The sequence below is a fragment of the Allobosea vaviloviae genome (assembly GCF_001298265.1).
GTDB classification, from domain to species: domain Bacteria; phylum Pseudomonadota; class Alphaproteobacteria; order Rhizobiales; family Beijerinckiaceae; genus Allobosea; species Allobosea vaviloviae_B.
Genome location: NZ_LGSZ01000057.1, coordinates 1 through 15995, shown reverse-complemented (window position 1 = coordinate 15995; position 15995 = coordinate 1). Strand labels below are relative to the sequence as shown.

Here is a 15995-nt window from a genome sequence, read left to right as displayed (position 1 = left end):
AGGACTAAATGTTTGGTCCCGGGATGAGGTGACGCGGATTGATTTGGAAGGTGATGGGTCTTTCCACCATGCCTGTCAGATGGGCTCGATGGCGTTCGCCGGCGGGCGTTAGCGGAAAGGCGGACAGCCCGCGAGAGATCGAAGCGTCAGCGGACATAGCGGTTGTAGAGAGTCTTGCGCGGTATATTGTCGACAGGCACATCGATGCAGCGCCGCCTTACTTCAAAACATTGGACGATGCCGTTGATCAGCCAGCGGTCGTCAACACGCGGCTTGCCATGCGTTTCCGTCGGCAGATGCGGCTCGACCCGCGCAAATTGCGCGCCCTTGCGCCAGAAGCTTTCCCGATTCATCGTGCTTCTTCCCGGAAGCCATGAGTCACGCCGAACCGGCGAAGCCAACCATTGGTGGGTCCGAGCCTTCGCATCGCGAGCGCGACCACGGTTCCGCTGATCCCTTACAGGGCGCATGAGCAATTAGTAACGATGCGTCGTAATGTTCTTCTCAGGCAGCCAGGCCGAGGCGCGGCGCCATATAGAACTGGTTCCGCCCTGCACGCTTAGCGACATACAGAGCGGCGTCGGCAGCCTTCACCATGGCTGCCATTGTGGCCCCCTGACCGGGAATAGCAGTTGCGCCTCCGAGACTGATGCTCACCCGCCCAATAGAGGGGTTGCCGATGTGAGGAACGCGCAGCGCGGCAATGGCGTCGTGCAACTGCTGCGCTACCGCAGCGCACCCGGCTGGATCGGTATTCGGAAGGAGGACGACGAACTCCTCTCCGCCGTATCGTGCGACGAGGTCATGGGGGCGGTGCACAACCGACTTCAGCGCCCGAGCGACGGACTGAAGGCAACTGTCGCCTGTGTCGTGGCCATAGCTGTCATTATACGACTTGAAGTGATCGACATCGACCATGACGATCGAAAGACAGCTTTTGCTGGCCCCAGCGTTTTCCCATTCGGCGCTGAAACGCTCGTCGAACGTGCGTCGGTTCGCCAACCTCGTCAGCGCGTCGGTGGCAGCAAGGTCGGCTAACCGATCCTGCAGATCCTTGTGCTCGGTCATATCCCGCGACACGGCCACAACACTGTCGACCGAGCCTGTGGCGCTATCGCGCGTGACGCGCAGACATGACTCAAGCCAGACCTCGCCCCGTTCCCGATGACGTGTGCGGTAGGCCACCCGGCCCTCGATCTGTGCCCCGGTTCGAAGATCGGAGACGAGGGCGCGAACGCGCGCAATGTCCTCGGCGTGAACACCTGCCAAGGCTGGCGTCCCCTCAAGTTGCGAAGCATCCCAACCGACAATTCTTCCCGCTGAGGGCGAGACGTATCGCAGAAGTTCATCGAGCCCAATGCGGGTGACCATATCGCTGGATGTTTCCGCAAGGAGCCGGAAGTCTGCCTCCTGAGCAGCCATCGCGGCGGCCATGCGCTGGCGCGCTGCAAATTGCCGAACGAGATAGAAGCCGACAATGGCAAGAGCGAATACGAGTGACAATGTAACACCGGTGCGGATGGCCACGCCGCTCCGCCAACGCGCGAGCACGTCCATCTCAGCTTCGGTTGCCAGAAGAACCAGCGGATACCTTTCGCTTGCTCGATAGGCGCTGATGCGCTGGAGCCCATCGATCGGTGAGACGAAGTAATAGAGTGCGCTTCGCGCTTCGTTCAATCGCTGCCGAAACAGAGCTGTGTCCGACATATCTCGCCCGACGAGCTGGCCATCGTCCCGGCTTCGCGCCAGCAGGACACCTCGCGTGTTCAAAAGCGCGACCGATCCGTTCGGCCCCAAATCATACTGATTGTAGAAGCGCGTGAAGTAGGCTGCGTCCAGCGTTGCCAGCACCACGCCGCCGAAACTGCCGTCCGGTTTGTTGAATCGCCTTGAGACAGTGATGATCCACTGGCCGCCCGAGCGGCTACGTACCGGATCTCCAACATAGGTTTTACGGTCATCGTTCGCGCGGTGATGTTGGAAATAGGTTCGGTCGCTGTTGTTTAGGCTGCGCGTCTGCACCTTCTCTGTCGTCGCCAGCCAGTTTCCGTTGTAGTCATAAACAAACAGGCCCCTGATCCGTCCCAGCGTCGCGCCACGCGCCTCCAAGAAGGCCTGCATCAGTTGAACGGCCGGCTCGCTCGTCCCGGCATTCTCGATCCGGGCAACCAGGCCGAGCAGAATGGCCTCCGATAGCTCGATTGAGTCCTCCGCGTGCTGCATGAGGGATCGGGCCATATTGGCCACGTCGACCTCGGCGCTGCGCAGGTCTGCTGTACGCGCACTCAACTCGCGCCAAATACTGACAGCCGAAATTGTGCAGCACGCAAGGGCCACGAATACCCCGACCATCAGAGGCAGTCGGGACTTGCGGGTGGATAGCGCGGTTTGGACAGCCATTGCCGTTTCTCGTTGACCTGGCGACACTGTCACCGGCTCATTAACGAAATCTGATGCGCTCGCTTGAACCGCCTTCGCTTCGACGATAGTCTCGATGGATCACATCAGCATTGGGTAGCGCTCATCGCCGATGCGGAACGATGAGAATCCAAGCAGCGGACGGCTGCCGACTTTCTCAGACGGCTGAGAGAAGCGGTGCCCTACAAAATCCACAACGTGCTGACCGCCAAAGGCAGCCAGTTCTCCACGCCGGGCGCCGGTAGTTCGGCGGTGCAATGATCAAGGAAGCGATAGCGAACGGAGAGCTGTTCCGCCCACGCTTTCGAACTCGCCTGCGCCAAAGCCGATATCGACCATCGGACCACTAAACCGAAGTACCCCTGGGCCAATGGCCAAGTCGGGCGGATGAACCGCACGATTAAGGACGAGAACGTCAGCCTGACAGGCTCAGAGGCCCGTCATTTTGAGCGCAGCCTCCGGCAGTCGTTCGCCCTGGATTTCGACCTTGGATGCCTCGGCGTCGATGTACGCCAAGTCGGACTGGGAAAGTTGGAGGTCGACGGCGCCAAGGTTTTCTTCGACACGGCTCAGCTTGGTGGTGCCGGGGATCGGCACGATCCACGGCTTCTGGGCGAGCAGCCATGCCAGCGCGACCTGCGCCGGGGCCGCGCCCTTGCGGTCGGCCACGCTCTTGATGACGCCAACGAGCGCCATGTTCGCCTTCCGGGCCTCCACCGAGAAGCGCGGCACCACATTCCGGAAATCACCGGTGTCGAAGGTCGTGTGCTCGTCGATCTTCCCGGTGAGGAAACCGGCGCCGAGAGGGCTGAAGGGCACGAAGCCGATCTGAAGCTCTTCCAGGGTCGGCAGGAGCTCGACTTCCGGGCCGCGCCAGAACAGCGAGTACTCGCTCTGGACGACGCTGACGGGCTGGACGGCATGGGCGCGGCGGATCGTGGCGACGCCCGCTTCCGACAGCCCGAAATGCTTGACCTTGCCGGCGGCGATCAGCTCCTTCACCGCGCCCGCGACGTCCTCGATCGGCACCAGCGGATCGACGCGGTGCTGGTAGAAGATGTCGATGCGATCGGTGCCCAGGCGCCTAAGGCAGGCATCGGCGACACGCTTGATGTGTTCGGGCCGGCTGTTGGTGCCGCCTCGGCGCTCGCCCGTCTCCAGCTCGATGTCGAAGCCGAACTTGGTGGCGATCACGACCTCGTCGCGGATGGGCGCGAGCGCCTCGCCGACGAGTTCCTCATTGGCGAAGGGGCCGTAGGCTTCGGCCGTATCGAACAGGATGACGCCGCGCTGATGCGCGGCGCGGATCAACTCGATCATCGCCTGCCTGTCTGCAGGCGGACCGTAGAGGCCGGTCATGCCCATGCAGCCGAGCCCGAGCGCCGAGACTTCAAGGCCGGACGCCCCGAGTTTGCGTGTGGTCATCATGGTGATCTCCATCAGAATGTGGTGTTTGATGCGGTTGTGGCGGGACCGCGACGGTCAGGCGGCGCCGAGCCAGTCGGTGACGCGGGACAGCGTCCGGCGTTCCTGGTCGGCCTCGATGGCGAAGGGCGGCGCGCGCAGGGCGCCTCTGGAGTGGGACGCCAGCACGGCCATGCTCGTGCCCAGGCCATAGCCGCCATGGGTGACGAAGGGCCGGATCGTCTTGCCGGCCCACGCATGGGCCTTGAGGAAGGAGCGGATCGCCGGTGGCGCCGTCTGTCCCCAGATCGGGAAGCCGAGGTAGATCGTGCGGTAACGGGCGATGTCGAGGGCATCAGTCGCAAGAGCAGGTTCGAAGCTGGCCTCCGTTTCGCGCCGTGCCTGCTCGACCGTCCGTTCGTAATCCTCGGGATAGGGCTCGACCGTGCGGATCTCAAATAGGTCCGCGCCGCGGGCGCGCCGGATCTGGCCGGCGATAACGCGCGTGTTTCCCGTCCGCGAATAGAAGGCAACGAGCGTATCGCTCGCAGGTCCGGGCCGTGCTAGCGCCGAGCCGGATGATGTGCCGCCCACGACCGCGGGAAGGACGAGCGGCGCCGCTAGGATCGCCCTGCGCGAAGGGCTAGCCAGTTCATGGGATGTCGTCATAGGCCGCCTCACGATCCGCCGGGTCATTCGATGAGGGGTATCTAACGCCTGCGCGTTGTGTTGATTAGGCGCTGTAGTCGGCAAGGGCCCATAAGGCAGTCTAATCAATGGCGCATCCGAACTTCAACGATCTCGCCGCCTTCGCGATGGTGGCGCGGGAGCGCAGCTTCACCAAAGCTGGCGCCAAGCTCGGCGTGTCGCAATCGGCGCTGAGCCAGACGATCAAGGGGCTGGAAGAGCGCCTCAAGCTCCGCCTGCTGACCCGCACAACCCGCAGCGTCGCCCCTACCGAGGCGGGCCTGAGACTGCTGGAGACTGTGGGTCCGCGCTTCGAGGAGATCGAAGCGGAGATCGCCGCGCTCGGCGAGTTGCGCGGCAAGGCTGCCGGCACGATCCGGATCACGGCCGGCGAGCACCCGGCGATCTCGGTACTCCAGCCGGCGCTCAAGCGGTTCCTGCCGGATCACCCCGACATCAAGGTCGAGATCATCGTCGACTACGGCCTCGTCGACATCGTCGCGGCGGGCTACGACGCCGGCGTGCGCATGGGCGAGCAGGTCGCCAAGGACATGATCGCGGTGCGAATCGGCCCGGAGATGCGCATGGCCGTGGTTGGCTCACCTGCCTACTTCGAGCGGCATGGCGTGCCCGCGACACCGCAGGATCTGACCGCCCATAACTGCATCGCGACCCGGATGCCGACCCATGGCGGCCTCTTCCCCTGGGGACTGGAGAAGGACGGCCACGAGATCAAGGTCCGCTCTGACGGGCAGCTCGTCTTTAACAACCTCGCCATGCGGCTGAACTCGGCCCTGGACGGGCTCGGCCTCGCCTATATGCCGGAAGACCATGCCATGCCGCATGTTCGAGACGGCCGGCTGGTGCGGGTGCTCGAGGATTGGTGCGCGCCGTTTCCGGGCTATCACCTCTATTATCCCAGCCGCCGGCACTCCTCGTCCGCGTTGTCGGTGCTGATCGACGCGCTACGCTACCGGGACTGATGCCGCGTCCAGAAGCGGATTGCCTTGCCGATCCAGCCTTCGGCGCTCGTCCCGATGCCGAGGCCGAAACCATGGCCGACGCCGGGATACTCGCGATAGTCCACCTCGGTCCGAGGCGGCGCAGGGCGGCGACGCGCTGTTGCATCGCGGCGGGGGGCGCGATGCCATCCTGGTCTCCGACAAGCGCGAAGGTCGGCGGCTCGGCGGCCGCGTGGTCGGAATGCGCCGTATAGGCCATCACCACCGTCGCAGGTTTCGGGCGTTCGGGGCCACTATAGGCCGCGACGCCATGGCTGCCGATGGCGGCTGCCATGCGGGCGCCAGCCGAGCTGCCCCAGAGCGAATAGCCGCGCGTGTCCACGCCCAGCATTGCGGCATTGCGGATGACGAAGCCGATCGCGGCGGCGAGATCCTGTGTCGCCACGGTGCCGCCCTTGCCGGCGCGATACTTGATCACGAAGGCGTTCAGCCCCGCGTCGCTGATCGCGGCACCATACGGGAAGCCCTCATGCACCGAGCCGACATAGGCGAAACCGCCGCCGGGCGCGATGATGGCGAAGGGTGCGTTCGGCTTGCCGCGCAGGAAGAACAGACCGGCATGTGCCTTGGCCGGCTCGGATCGCCTCTCTGCCTCGGAATAGATCTCGAAGAAGACCTGGCGGCCCTGTTCGGCATCCTCGATCAGGCGGTTCAGCGCAGCGACCGTCGAGGGGATGTCGACATGGCTGTGATAGGGCAGCAGGGGCCCGATTGTGTCGAGCCTGGCCTGGAGATCGTAGTCCCGGTCGTCCCAGGGCAGGATGCGGCGGGCGAAGCCTGAAAACGCCGGGTGAGAGAGCAGGTCTCCGATCGTGCTGTGGGCCGTGAGGCGACCATGAGCCTTGTCAGCGCTCGGACGCTGCTGTGCCACGGCGCCCCGGGCCCCGATCACGAGAAGCGGCAGGGCGAGGCAGTCCCGCCGGGATGCGAGCGAGCCGGGCCGGAGGCGACGTTTTCGCCGGTCATCCATCGTGTCTTATCCCTGCGCCGCCGATTGCGGACGCTCGTCAGCCGGTTTCGTCCGGCTTGTCGATTGCCGTGCTTGCTGGACCAGCTTCAGGCCGTAATAGGTCACGACCATCACCAGCCCGGCGATCGCAGCGCAGTGGGCGAAGAAGCCGGCCACCGATTCCTCGAAGTTCCACCAGTCCAGCGTCATCTGCATGGAGAGCTTGCCGCCGAGGCCAAGGACCGTGCAGCTCCAGACGCCGTGTAGCGCGATCGCCAGCGCGACGACGCGCAGCGCGAGCGTCCGCAGCGCGGACGGTGTCGTGATCCCGAACAGGTTGCGCGCGACGCCCATCAGCATCGGCCAGCGCAAGCCGAGATGGATCGCGACGATGATCAGGACCCAGTAGGCAGCGAGCGTGTGGATCTGGCGCACGGTGAAGCCGCCCCAGGGCGGCAGGAACGGCGACAGGGCGTTCGAGATCAGCACACTCGTGACCAGCAAGGCGAGCATGGCCCCGAGCAGGGTGAAGGTCACCCCGACATTGAACAGGCTGCGCGGCTCCCGCCGTGTCTTCGCGATGCAGCCCCACCAGCGCCGGTTGAAGACGTTGTGCGCGATGAGCAGCAGGAACATCGCCGTGCCCGCAACCTCATGGACGAGATTGCCGAGCCACCAATAGGCGAAGCCGAGCAGCAACAGGCCGGCCGTCAGACCGTCGAGCCAGAGCCTTGAGAGGAACAGGCGGTTCACGTCGCGACCTCCTGCGCCTATTCGATCGGCGTGCCGTTGAAGCGGGGAATGCGCGAGCCGGTGAAGAGATACTCAGCGCCCGACTGGCTCTGGTGGCAGGATTGGCAGCGGGCGGTGTTCTCGGCCGTGTTGATCGTCTTGTCGGGCCAGAACCACTGGAACTGCCAGTCGCCGGTGCGGCGGCGTTCGTCATAGTCGGCGCCCCAGCCCTGGCCCTTCTCCATCACGAAGTAGCGGAAGACCTTGCCCTCGCGGTAGTCGACCAGCACGAAATGCGTGCCCGCCGGGATCGGCTGGCGGTTCTTCACTGCATCGATCGCCGCCGGCGTGGTCATGATGTGCTCGGTGACGTCGCCGCGCTTGACGGTGGTGTAATGCACCAGCTTGTCGAGCGCGGGGAACGTCGCCCGCGTCGCCTCGGCATGGACCTGCCAGCCCACCGTGAGGACTGCGGCCATCGACAGGCCTGCCACGGCGAGCGGGAGCTTGGGGATTCTCATGAACGCGTCGTTCCTAGCGCTTGTACTGTTCGTCGGAGACATGCTCCAGCCAGTCCACGGTCTTGCCGTCGAGCGCCTCGGAGATCGCGACATGGGTCATGCCGCTCGCCACTGAGGCGCCATGCCAGTGCTTTACGCCCGGCGGAATCCAGACAGTGTCGCCCGGCTTGATCTCCTGGATCGGCCCGCCCCAGTGCTGCACGAGACCGACGCCGGCGGTAACGATCAGGGTCTGGCCGAGCGGATGGGTGTGCCAGGCCGTCCGCGCGCCAGGCTCGAAGGTGACGGTGCCGCCGCTGATCCGTGCCGGCGCGCTGCCCTGGAAACGGCCGTCGACACGGACCGCGCCGGTGAAGTTCTGCGCTGCGCCCACGCTTGGCGGCTGGGAGCCGGCACGCTGGACCGTGACGGGCTGCGACGTCTGGGCGATAGCTTCCGCCGCCGGCATCAGCCCTGCGACGACGGCGAGGATCTTGGCTGACATCACGATTCTCACTTCGGTTTGAAGACGTCGCGGGCAACGTTGATCGCGGCGATGGCGTTGGGCCAGCCGGCGTAGAAAGCGAGCTGCGTGATCGCCTCGACGATCTCCTCCTCCTTGACGCCATTGGTGCGCGCGAGCGCCATGTGCGAGCGCAGCTGCTCGGGGCGGTTCAAGGCGATCAGGGCCGCGACCGTGATCAGGCTGCGGTCGCGCTTGGCAAGGCCGGGACGCTCCCAGATGTCGCCGAACAGGACGTTGTCGGTCAGCTCCGCCATCTTGGGGGCAATGTCGCCCATGAGCTGCTGGGCGCGGGACGGCGGCTTCGCCGTTGCCGGCTGAGCCGCGGTGGGCGTCTGGGCTTGGGCGAACGCCGGCATGGGGGCTCCTAGCAGCAGGACAGCGACAGATGCATTGCGGATTGATCGCATGAGAGACTCCTTCGATTCTGGATCGTGGCTGACAGGTCAGGTGCGACCGGCGACGAGGGTGCGGGCGAAGAACGGAGCCAGCTTGGCCATGGCGACATCGACGTATTGGGGCACCCAATAGGTCTCGATGTGGGTGGCGCCTTCGATCTCGAAGAGCTCCTTGTCCCTGGTGCCGGGCGCCTTGGGGAAGGCGTCCCTGGTCATGTAGAGGCTGTCGGCCTTGCTACCGGCAATCATCAGGAGCGGCTGGTCGATCAGCTCCATCTGCTCGGTCGCATCCCAGCGCATCAGATCCAGCAGGCTGCTGGTCGTATATTTGAACGTCGAGTTCGGGTGCGCGTGCGACTTCCAGTAGTACTCGTAACCCTGCCGGTACATCTCGAAGGGCAGCTTCGCGATCTGGGCATCGCTCAGGTTGGCGTCGCCCGAGTAGAGGATCGCGCCACCGGCCGCCTCCTGGGCACGAGCCTGCGACACCTGCTGCAGGCGCTCCTGAACGGTCTTCAGCTGCGAATCGGCGAAGCCGTTGCGGCGGACACGTCCCGAATTGAACATGCTGAGCGTCGCGATCGACCTGAACCGCTTGTCGACCTTCGCTGCGGCGAGGGCATAGCCACCGCCGCCGCAGATGCCGAGCAGGCCGACGCGCCCGGCATCGACGCCTGCGAAGCGGGTGATGAAGTCGGCCATACCATGGACGTCTTCGGTCCGGAACTGAGGCTTGTCGACGTTGCGGGGCTGGCCGCCGCTGCCGCCCTGATAGGCGGCATCAGCCGTGATCGCGATATAGCCATCGCCGGCCAGCCGCTGGGCATAGAGCCCCGCGACCTGTTCCTTCACGCCGCCGTTCGGGTGGGCGACGACGATCGCCGGATAGCTCTTGTCTGCGGCGTAGCCGGCCGGGGTGTAAACGTTGGCGGCGATATCCAGCCCGCCCAGCTTGTAGTCCACCGGGTGGATGTTGACCTTGCCGGGCTCGTTTTTGGTGATGGCGCCCTCATAGGCGAGGCCAAACGCGTTCTGCTTGTAGTCTGCGGCATTGGCCTTGCGTGCAAAGAACCCTGCCGCTGCCGTTACGGCGGCGGCCTTGAGGATGGTTCTGCGGTTCATGGTGATCGCCTTTCAAATCGAGAATCGGGACTGCCGGGCGCCACGGGCCAGCGTCAGTCCAGCTTCTTCTCGGCCAGGAATTTCGAGACCAGGTTGGCGATCTCGACATTGTTCAGGTCCGAGAACGGGAAGTGCGTGTTGCCCTTGATGCCGATCTGGGGGAGATGCACGAGGCGCGCGTCACCGCCATGCTTGTTGATGGCGGCGACCCAGAGCTTGGCCATCGCCAGCCGCACCCGCCAGTTGTCCTGCCCACGCTCCGTCGTCGGCTCGACAGGAAAATTGTCGCCGTAATAGATGACGATCGGAATGCGGGTGAGCTTCTGGAAATCCGCCGACGGCACGGCCTCGGGCGACAGGGTGCCGGCTGCGCTCGGCATCGCCGGCGGCAGTTCGCCTTCCGGGAAGATAAAGCCGCTGCCCGGTTCAAAGGCCACGATCGCCTTGACGTTTTCGTTCTTGATCGCCGTTAACCAGCCGGGGCCGCCGCCCTGGGAATGCGTGAACAGGATCGCCGGACCAGTCCTGGCGAACAGCGCCGCCATCGCGTTGGAAATGACGCCGGCATCGTATGGCCCGGTGTTTGGCGTCACTGAGCGGAAGAACTGGTCCAGCGTCTCAGGCTTGCGATCGAACTGGACGCCGTCGAAGTAGTTCGGCCATTTGCCGAGCCGGAACTGATCGAAAAAGAGCTGGTCATAGGGGGTGGGTTCGACCGCCATCCCGACCGTACTGTTGCCGGCACGCCCGCGACGCGGCTGGTCGACGAGATAAACCGGGAAACCGCGGCGCAGGAACAGGGTCTGGAAGCCCTCGCGCCCGTCCGAGGTGGTCTCCCAACTCCGCGCCGACTGGAAGGCGCCGTGCAACATGACGATGGGGAGTGCCTTGGGGCTGCGGGGAACCTGATAGAAGGCGTAGAGGTGATCGCCGTGAAGCGACTGTCCCGCAGCGGTCGGCTTGTTGTTCTCGTAGGTCCCGGGGGTGCGCACCACGGTCCCGCCGACGGCGAAGCTGCCCTGATCCTGAATCGCGAGGGGCTCGGCACGGCTGGCCTGCTGCGCCAGCGCCGGTAGAGAGGCCAGCAAGGCAGCGCCGATTATCAGCGCCAGTCGTGGGGTGCGGTTGGTGGTTACAGGCATCGGTCCCTCGGTCGCTATCAGCGTCCGAACAACCTAGCGGCTGAGGCAATCTTCGATTAGGCGTCCTGATCCACTAGGACCAATTAGCGGATCTAATAAATAGCTCGTTCCGCAGTTCAAACGAACGTCGGCTTAACGCAACTCGCTCAACGGCGGCTATTGGCGCATATTGCGTGTGCGGTTTCGGGTAGACTGCATGAGGATGAGATGGTCGGACGTGCTCTCGGGATGAAACACCTAACGCGCTGTCTTATCTGAGATTGGTTCAGCGCAACTTGGCGTCCCCGTCCTCAGTCTCCATAAGCTTGTCGAGCGCAAGGATCGACGTGACGAGGGCAAGGCGCGCCGCCCGCACGCTGACGCCAGCCAGCCGCTCCTTCTGACCTGCCGCCGCGAGGAACTCGTCGAGCATGTCCGGGCAGTGTCGGACGAGTTCCAGGAAATGATCGCCGGACGGCGCGTTCTTGGCGACGAACCAGTTCTTGACGGTGCGCTCTCCGGCGCCCGTCCAGCGTGCCACCACCTTGATGGCGGATGACCTCTCGCCGAGTGCGCGACATAGGACGTTCGCGACGAGCTTGGCGAACTTCTCGTCGCCTGCTCTGCCATTTGGAAAAACCTTGCCCGTCTCGGGAAAAGACATTCCGACCTCCAGCCCCTTGAATGCGCCCGCCGCTCGCGGGCGGCAGAGTTTGCGGGAGCGATGGTTGAGGTCTTATGGGGGATCGCGTCGGTGATCGCATTGCAGGCGTCGGGCTCCAGGGGCGGGTGCGCGCCGTGGCCTACGTCCGGATGTCGACCGACCTCCAGGAGTTCTCTCCGGAGAACCAGCTTGCGGCGATCAGGGCCTACGCCGAGCGTCGCGGCTTCGAGGTCGTGCGGACCTACGAGGATGCCGGCAAGAGCGGCCTGAGGGCCGATAATCGGCCTGGTCATCAGAGCCTGATGATCGACATCCAATCCGGTCGGGCCGACTTCGAGGTCGTCATCGCCTACGACGTCAGCCGATGGGGCCGGTTCCAGAACGCCGACGAGGCGGCGTTCTACGAGTACCTCTGCGCGCGGGCGGGCGTCAGCGTTCATTACTGCGCGGAGCAGTTCGAGAACGACGGCAGCACGATCTCGAACGTTGTCAAGTCGATGAAGCGCATGATGGCCGGCGAGTATAGCCGCGAGCTGTCCGACAAGGTCCATGCCGGTCAGTCCCGCCTGATCAAGAAGGGCTTCAGGCAGGGCGGCATGGCCGGCTTCGGCCTGCGCCGGATGCTGTTGGACGAGCGCGGCAACCGGAAGTTCGAGCTGTCGCTCGGCGACCGCAAGAGCCTGCAGACCGATCGGGTCATCCTTGTCCCGGGCCCGTCGGACGAGGTTGAGGCCGTCCGGCGTATGTACAGGATGTTCGTGATCGAGGGGCTCAGCGAGCGTGGGATCGCCGACGTCTTGAACGCCGAAGGCGTCGTCACCGACCTTGGCAGGCCCTGGAACAGGGCGACGGTGCACGAGGTCCTGACGAATGCGAAATACGTCGGCGACAACGTCTTCAATCGGGTTTCCTTCCGGCTGAAGCAGCGGCGGGTGGTCAACGCGCCCGGGCAATGGGTCCGGGCGCCGGGCGCGTTCGCGCCGATCGTCGAGATGCAGATGCAAGCGGCTGCGCTTGCCATCATCGAGGAGCGCTCGCGCAAGCTCAGCGACGACGAGCTCCTGGCGCTTTTGCGAGATCTTCTCTCCGAGGTCGGAGCCCTGTCGAGCCTGGTCATCGACGAGCGGGAGGCGATGCCGTCCAGCAGCGTCTTCGCCACCCGCTTCGGCAGCCTGCTGCGCGCCTACGAACTCGTCGGCTATAGGCCGGAACGCGACTATCGCTACATCGAGGACAACCGCGAGCTGCGCCGCCGGCACCCGGAGGTCGTCGCCGAAGTCGTCGCCGGGATCCGCGCGTCCGGTGGCAGGGTCGCCATCGACGGGGAAACCGACCTGCTGGCCGTCAACGAGGAATTCACGGCCTCGGTCGTGATCGCGCGCTGCGTCGAGACGCAGGCCGGGCATCCGCGCTGGAAAATCCGCTTCGACGCAGACCTCGTCCCCGACATCACGGTCGCCGTCCGCATGGCGCAGGGCAACCGCGCAACGCGTGATTACTACCTGCTACCGCGGATCGACATGACAGAGCCTCGCCTGCGCCTCGCCGAGAGCAACGGGCTCTCGCTCGACGGCTACCGGTTCGAGAGCCTTGATTTCCTCTACGCGCTGTCGGCGCGCGCCAGCATCATGGAGGCGGCATGAGCGAAGACGCGAAGAACGTCGAGATGATCCCGATAGACCGCATCACGGTGCTGAACCCGAGGGTGCGCAACAAGCGCAACTTCGAGGAGATGGTCGAGAGCATCCGCCGCGTCGGGCTGAAGCGTCCGGTCACCGTGAACCAAGCGATCGGAGAGGATGGCCTGCCTGCATACGGGCTCGTCTGCGGCCAGGGCCGTCTGGAGGCCTGCGCCAAGCTCGGGCAGACGCACATTCCGGCGATCGTCATCGACGCCCCGGAGACGGATTGCCTGGTCATGAGCCTCGTCGAGAACTGCGCGAGAAGGCAGCATCGCGCGATCGATCTCTTGGAGGACGTCCGCGGCATGGCGAAGCGCGGGTACACGGACCACCAGATCGCGGCGAAGATCGGCGTTAGCTACGAGTGGGTCAACATGATCTCGAGCCTCCTGGCGAAGGGCGAGCAGCGCCTTCTCGTCGCGGTCGAGAACGGCACGATCCCGATCAGCGTCGCCGTGGAGATATCGCGCGCCGACGACGGCGGGCTGCAGGACCTGCTTGCCCAGGCCTACACCGAGGGGAAGATCACGGGCGTCAAGCTGTTCAAGCTGCGTCGACTATTGGACCAGCGTCGGCGGATGGGTCCCAAGATGGGCGAGACGCCATATGGGCGTGCGCTGCCGCCGAGGAAGCCGACCTCAACGGAGGCGCTGATCCGCGTCTACCGCCAGGAGGCCGACCGTCAGCGCTTGCTGGTCAAGAAGGCCGACATCACGCAGACGCGACTCCTGTTCATCGTGGAGGCGATGCGGTCGCTCAGCGACGACGAGAACTTCGTGAACCTGCTCAGGGCGGAGGGACTCGCCGACATGCCGCGCGAGCTGGCCGACCGGCTATCCCACGTGAGGACGATGCAATGAGCGCGGGAGCGATCGCCTTCGACCTGGTCCAGGGCTTTGAGGACGAGTGCGTCAGGCTGCCCACCGTCACGCTCTTGCCTGTCAAGGCGCTCCGTCACAACGTAAAGGCGAGCACGAAGTACCAGCAGATCGCCGCCTCCATCCACGAGGTCGGCCTCGTGGAGCCGCCGGTGGTGTGCCGGACCGGCGACGGGCTGTACCTGATCCTCGACGGCCACATCCGCATCGAGATTCTGAAAGACATGGGCGTCTCGGAGGTCGAGTGCCTCGTCTCCACGGACGACGAGGCCTTCACCTACAACAAGCGTATCAGCAAGCTCTCAGCGGTGCAGGAGCACAACATGGTCGTGCGCGCCATAGGCCGCGGCGTGCCGGAGCAGAAGCTTGCAAAGGCCCTCAGCATCAACCTGTCGAGCCTGCGGCGCCGCACGAACCTGCTGCACGGCATTTGCGCGGAGGCGGTGTCGCTGCTGAAGGACAAACAGTGCCCGATGGCCGTCTTCGAAATCTTGAAGAAGATGCGGCCGCTGCGCCAGATCGAGGCTGCGGAGCTGCTGGTGAACGCCAACAACTACACGGTGAGCTATGTTTCGGCCATCCTAGCGGGAACGCCGCAGGCCCAGCTCCTGGATGGCGATAAGGCGAAGAAGGTCAAGGGCGTGACCCCAGAGGCCATGGCCCGCATGGAGCGGGAGCTCGCCAACTTGCAAGAGGCGATCACCTCGATCCAGGATACCTACGGCCGCGAACACCTTCAGCTCACGGTCGTCAAGGCCTATGTCGCCAGGCTGCTTGGGAACGCGCGGGTGGTGCGCTATCTGACGCAGCATCGGCCGTCGTTTCTCCAGGAGTTCGAGGCAATCGCCGAGGCAACGTCCACGCTGGTTCAGGCCAAATCTCCCATAAAATCTGACAATATTGCTTGAAACAGCTGCTTCAGCTTCAATTTTCTTTGAACATCGTCGTTGATGTTGTGCCATGAATTAAAAAGTGATTGCGAGAGCCGCTTTTGGCCGTCGCCCTGATGTCAAACCAAAATTGACAAACAGGTTCATTTTCAAAGTAGGCGGGCGGCTACCCTGCTGAATTGAGTAGCTCACAAGGCGTCTCCCTGCGGGCCGGGCTGTCGGCGAAGCTGAAGCCCCTGCGGGTCTTCACCCATCCGGGCGTCCATCCCTGACGCGGGACGGGAGAGGCGTCGGCATGAGCGTCTCATTCGGCCCAAAGCACCGATATCGGTGCCGCGCTGAGTTTTTCCCCGAAAGGCAGCACATGCTTTCCATCGTAGAGCACAATCCCTTGCGCAAAACGCGATCCGACACGGTCCTTCAATCGCCGCAGCCCTCGAAAATCCGACGCCTGCACGCTCGACGACGCTTTCACTTCGATCCCCAGGACAAGACCGGCGCCGTTCTCGATGACGAAATCGACCTCGACCTGATCCTTGTCGCGATAGTGAGACATCATCAGCTCGTCGTCGGCCACTGCGGTAGCCTTCGCCAATTCGCCGAAGACAAAGCTTTCGAGGGCTGAGCCCAATGGCGAGCGATCCAACGCGAGCTGAGCGGTCGCGAGGTTCAGCGTCGTCGCAAGCAGGCCGGAATCGACAAAGTGAAGCTTTGGCGTCGAGACGAGTCGCTGCGTCTGATTGCCGGACCATGCCGGGACGCGGCGCACAAGATAGAGCTGCTCGAGCAGACGGACATATCGCTCGACGGTCTTTCCGTCGAGCCGCGCATCGTTGCCCAACGCCGACCAGTTGAGGAGCTGGCCAGCCCGCGCCGCGAGCAGCCCGAAAAGGTCGGGAAGGCGGTCGAGCCGCTCGGCCGAGGATATCTCGCGCGCATCCCGTTCCATCACCGACCGCAGATAGGCGCGGTGCCAATCGCGTCGCCGCCGCTCGCTCGAGCGAG

Annotated in this window: 16 protein-coding genes and 1 pseudogene; 4 read left to right on the top strand and 13 right to left on the bottom strand. The window is 64.4% G+C overall.

What is annotated here, in order from left to right:
* Positions 1-146: 146 nt before the first annotated feature.
* From AE618_RS28580 to AE618_RS21595, 4 genes are all read right to left on the bottom strand, one after another.
* Positions 147-353, bottom strand: coding sequence for a transposase (locus AE618_RS28580; protein WP_054211150.1), 207 nt, complete (start codon positions 351-353; stop codon positions 147-149).
* A 151-nt stretch (positions 354-504) separates the two neighbouring features.
* Positions 505-2400 carry a sensor domain-containing diguanylate cyclase gene (locus AE618_RS21605; protein ID WP_054211149.1) on the bottom strand — a complete coding sequence of 632 codons (1896 nt, stop codon included), beginning with the start codon at positions 2398-2400 and terminating at the stop codon, positions 505-507.
* Between the two features lie 447 nt (positions 2401-2847).
* The gene (locus AE618_RS21600; protein ID WP_054211187.1) at positions 2848-3843 is read right to left on the bottom strand and encodes an aldo/keto reductase; all 996 of its coding nucleotides are present in this window, start codon (positions 3841-3843) and stop codon (positions 2848-2850) included.
* Positions 3844-3900: 57 nt separating this feature from the next.
* Positions 3901-4491, bottom strand: a complete 591-nt coding sequence (locus AE618_RS21595; protein WP_054211148.1) for a flavodoxin — start codon at positions 4489-4491, stop codon at positions 3901-3903.
* 107 nt (positions 4492-4598) lie between these two features.
* Here AE618_RS21595 and AE618_RS21590 point away from each other — a divergent pair, with 107 nt between their 5' ends.
* Positions 4599-5492 (top strand): LysR family transcriptional regulator, encoded by an 894-nt coding sequence (locus tag AE618_RS21590; RefSeq protein ID WP_054211147.1) that lies wholly within the window; start codon positions 4599-4601, stop codon positions 5490-5492.
* Between the two features lie 352 nt (positions 5493-5844).
* On the opposite strand, the pseudogene AE618_RS29180 reads toward AE618_RS21590, so the two are convergent.
* From AE618_RS29180 to AE618_RS21550, 8 genes and pseudogenes are all read right to left on the bottom strand, one after another.
* A pseudogene (locus tag AE618_RS29180) lies at positions 5845-6501 on the bottom strand (alpha/beta hydrolase); the annotation flags it as partial.
* A gap of 6 nt (positions 6502-6507) precedes the next feature.
* Entirely contained in the window at positions 6508-7233 is a 726-nt protein-coding gene (locus tag AE618_RS21580; protein ID WP_054211146.1) for a DUF4405 domain-containing protein, read from the bottom strand.
* A 17-nt stretch (positions 7234-7250) separates the two neighbouring features.
* Positions 7251-7733 (bottom strand): cytochrome P460 family protein, encoded by a 483-nt coding sequence (locus AE618_RS21575; RefSeq protein WP_054211145.1) that lies wholly within the window; start codon positions 7731-7733, stop codon positions 7251-7253.
* Positions 7734-7746: 13 nt separating this feature from the next.
* Positions 7747-8217, bottom strand: a complete 471-nt coding sequence (locus AE618_RS21570) for a (R)-mandelonitrile lyase (protein ID WP_054211144.1) — start codon at positions 8215-8217, stop codon at positions 7747-7749.
* 8 nt (positions 8218-8225) lie between these two features.
* Complete coding sequence (locus tag AE618_RS21565) at positions 8226-8594, bottom strand: carboxymuconolactone decarboxylase family protein (RefSeq protein ID WP_054211143.1); 369 nt, start codon at positions 8592-8594, stop codon at positions 8226-8228.
* Positions 8595-8681: 87 nt separating this feature from the next.
* The gene (locus AE618_RS21560) at positions 8682-9755 is read right to left on the bottom strand and encodes an alpha/beta hydrolase (RefSeq protein WP_054211142.1); all 1074 of its coding nucleotides are present in this window, start codon (positions 9753-9755) and stop codon (positions 8682-8684) included.
* 53 nt (positions 9756-9808) lie between these two features.
* Positions 9809-10897, bottom strand: a complete 1089-nt coding sequence (locus AE618_RS21555; protein ID WP_082365458.1) for an alpha/beta hydrolase — start codon at positions 10895-10897, stop codon at positions 9809-9811.
* Between the two features lie 265 nt (positions 10898-11162).
* Positions 11163-11540: a hypothetical protein gene (locus AE618_RS21550; protein WP_054211141.1), complete on the bottom strand. Its 378-nt coding sequence runs from the start codon at positions 11538-11540 to the stop codon at positions 11163-11165.
* Between the two features lie 74 nt (positions 11541-11614).
* Here AE618_RS21550 and AE618_RS21545 point away from each other — a divergent pair, with 74 nt between their 5' ends.
* The 3 genes from AE618_RS21545 to AE618_RS21535 are packed head-to-tail and all read left to right on the top strand — an operon-like array spanning position 11615 to position 15008.
* Entirely contained in the window at positions 11615-13183 is a 1569-nt protein-coding gene (locus AE618_RS21545; RefSeq protein WP_054211140.1) for a recombinase family protein, read from the top strand.
* Positions 13180-14082 carry a plasmid partitioning protein RepB C-terminal domain-containing protein gene (locus tag AE618_RS21540; protein ID WP_054211139.1) on the top strand — a complete coding sequence of 301 codons (903 nt, stop codon included), beginning with the start codon at positions 13180-13182 and terminating at the stop codon, positions 14080-14082. Before AE618_RS21545 ends, AE618_RS21540 begins: the two co-directional genes overlap by 4 nt.
* Positions 14079-15008: a plasmid partitioning protein RepB C-terminal domain-containing protein gene (locus tag AE618_RS21535; protein WP_054211138.1), complete on the top strand. Its 930-nt coding sequence runs from the start codon at positions 14079-14081 to the stop codon at positions 15006-15008. The genes AE618_RS21540 and AE618_RS21535 overlap by 4 nt, the downstream gene beginning before the upstream one ends.
* A 286-nt stretch (positions 15009-15294) precedes the next feature.
* On the opposite strand, the gene AE618_RS21530 is transcribed toward AE618_RS21535, so the two are convergent.
* The gene (locus tag AE618_RS21530) at positions 15295-15939 is read right to left on the bottom strand and encodes an ATP-binding protein (protein ID WP_156330407.1); all 645 of its coding nucleotides are present in this window, start codon (positions 15937-15939) and stop codon (positions 15295-15297) included.
* Between the last annotated feature and the right edge of the window lie 56 nt (positions 15940-15995).

What these genes read in the sequence shown, in the direction of transcription:
- AE618_RS28580 (WP_054211150.1), bottom strand. Translation starts at nt 353, where the DNA reads ATGAATCGGGAAAGCTTCTGGCGCAAGGGCGCGCAATTTGCGCGGGTC.
- AE618_RS21605 (WP_054211149.1), bottom strand. Translation starts at nt 2,400, where the DNA reads ATGGCTGTCCAAACCGCGCTATCCACCCGCAAGTCCCGACTGCCTCTG.
- AE618_RS21600 (WP_054211187.1), bottom strand. Translation starts at nt 3,843, where the DNA reads ATGACCACACGCAAACTCGGGGCGTCCGGCCTTGAAGTCTCGGCGCTC.
- AE618_RS21595 (WP_054211148.1), bottom strand. Translation starts at nt 4,491, where the DNA reads ATGACGACATCCCATGAACTGGCTAGCCCTTCGCGCAGGGCGATCCTA.
- AE618_RS21590 (WP_054211147.1), top strand. Translation starts at nt 4,599, where the DNA reads ATGGCGCATCCGAACTTCAACGATCTCGCCGCCTTCGCGATGGTGGCG.
- AE618_RS21575 (WP_054211145.1), bottom strand. Translation starts at nt 7,733, where the DNA reads ATGAGAATCCCCAAGCTCCCGCTCGCCGTGGCAGGCCTGTCGATGGCC.
- AE618_RS21570 (WP_054211144.1), bottom strand. Translation starts at nt 8,217, where the DNA reads ATGTCAGCCAAGATCCTCGCCGTCGTCGCAGGGCTGATGCCGGCGGCG.
- AE618_RS21565 (WP_054211143.1), bottom strand. Translation starts at nt 8,594, where the DNA reads ATGCCGGCGTTCGCCCAAGCCCAGACGCCCACCGCGGCTCAGCCGGCA.
- AE618_RS21560 (WP_054211142.1), bottom strand. Translation starts at nt 9,755, where the DNA reads ATGAACCGCAGAACCATCCTCAAGGCCGCCGCCGTAACGGCAGCGGCA.
- AE618_RS21555 (WP_082365458.1), bottom strand. Translation starts at nt 10,897, where the DNA reads ATGCCTGTAACCACCAACCGCACCCCACGACTGGCGCTGATAATCGGC.
- AE618_RS21550 (WP_054211141.1), bottom strand. Translation starts at nt 11,540, where the DNA reads ATGTCTTTTCCCGAGACGGGCAAGGTTTTTCCAAATGGCAGAGCAGGC.
- AE618_RS21545 (WP_054211140.1), top strand. Translation starts at nt 11,615, where the DNA reads ATGGGGGATCGCGTCGGTGATCGCATTGCAGGCGTCGGGCTCCAGGGG.
- AE618_RS21540 (WP_054211139.1), top strand. Translation starts at nt 13,180, where the DNA reads ATGAGCGAAGACGCGAAGAACGTCGAGATGATCCCGATAGACCGCATC.
- AE618_RS21535 (WP_054211138.1), top strand. Translation starts at nt 14,079, where the DNA reads ATGAGCGCGGGAGCGATCGCCTTCGACCTGGTCCAGGGCTTTGAGGAC.
- AE618_RS21530 (WP_156330407.1), bottom strand. Translation starts at nt 15,939, where the DNA reads ATGGAACGGGATGCGCGCGAGATATCCTCGGCCGAGCGGCTCGACCGC.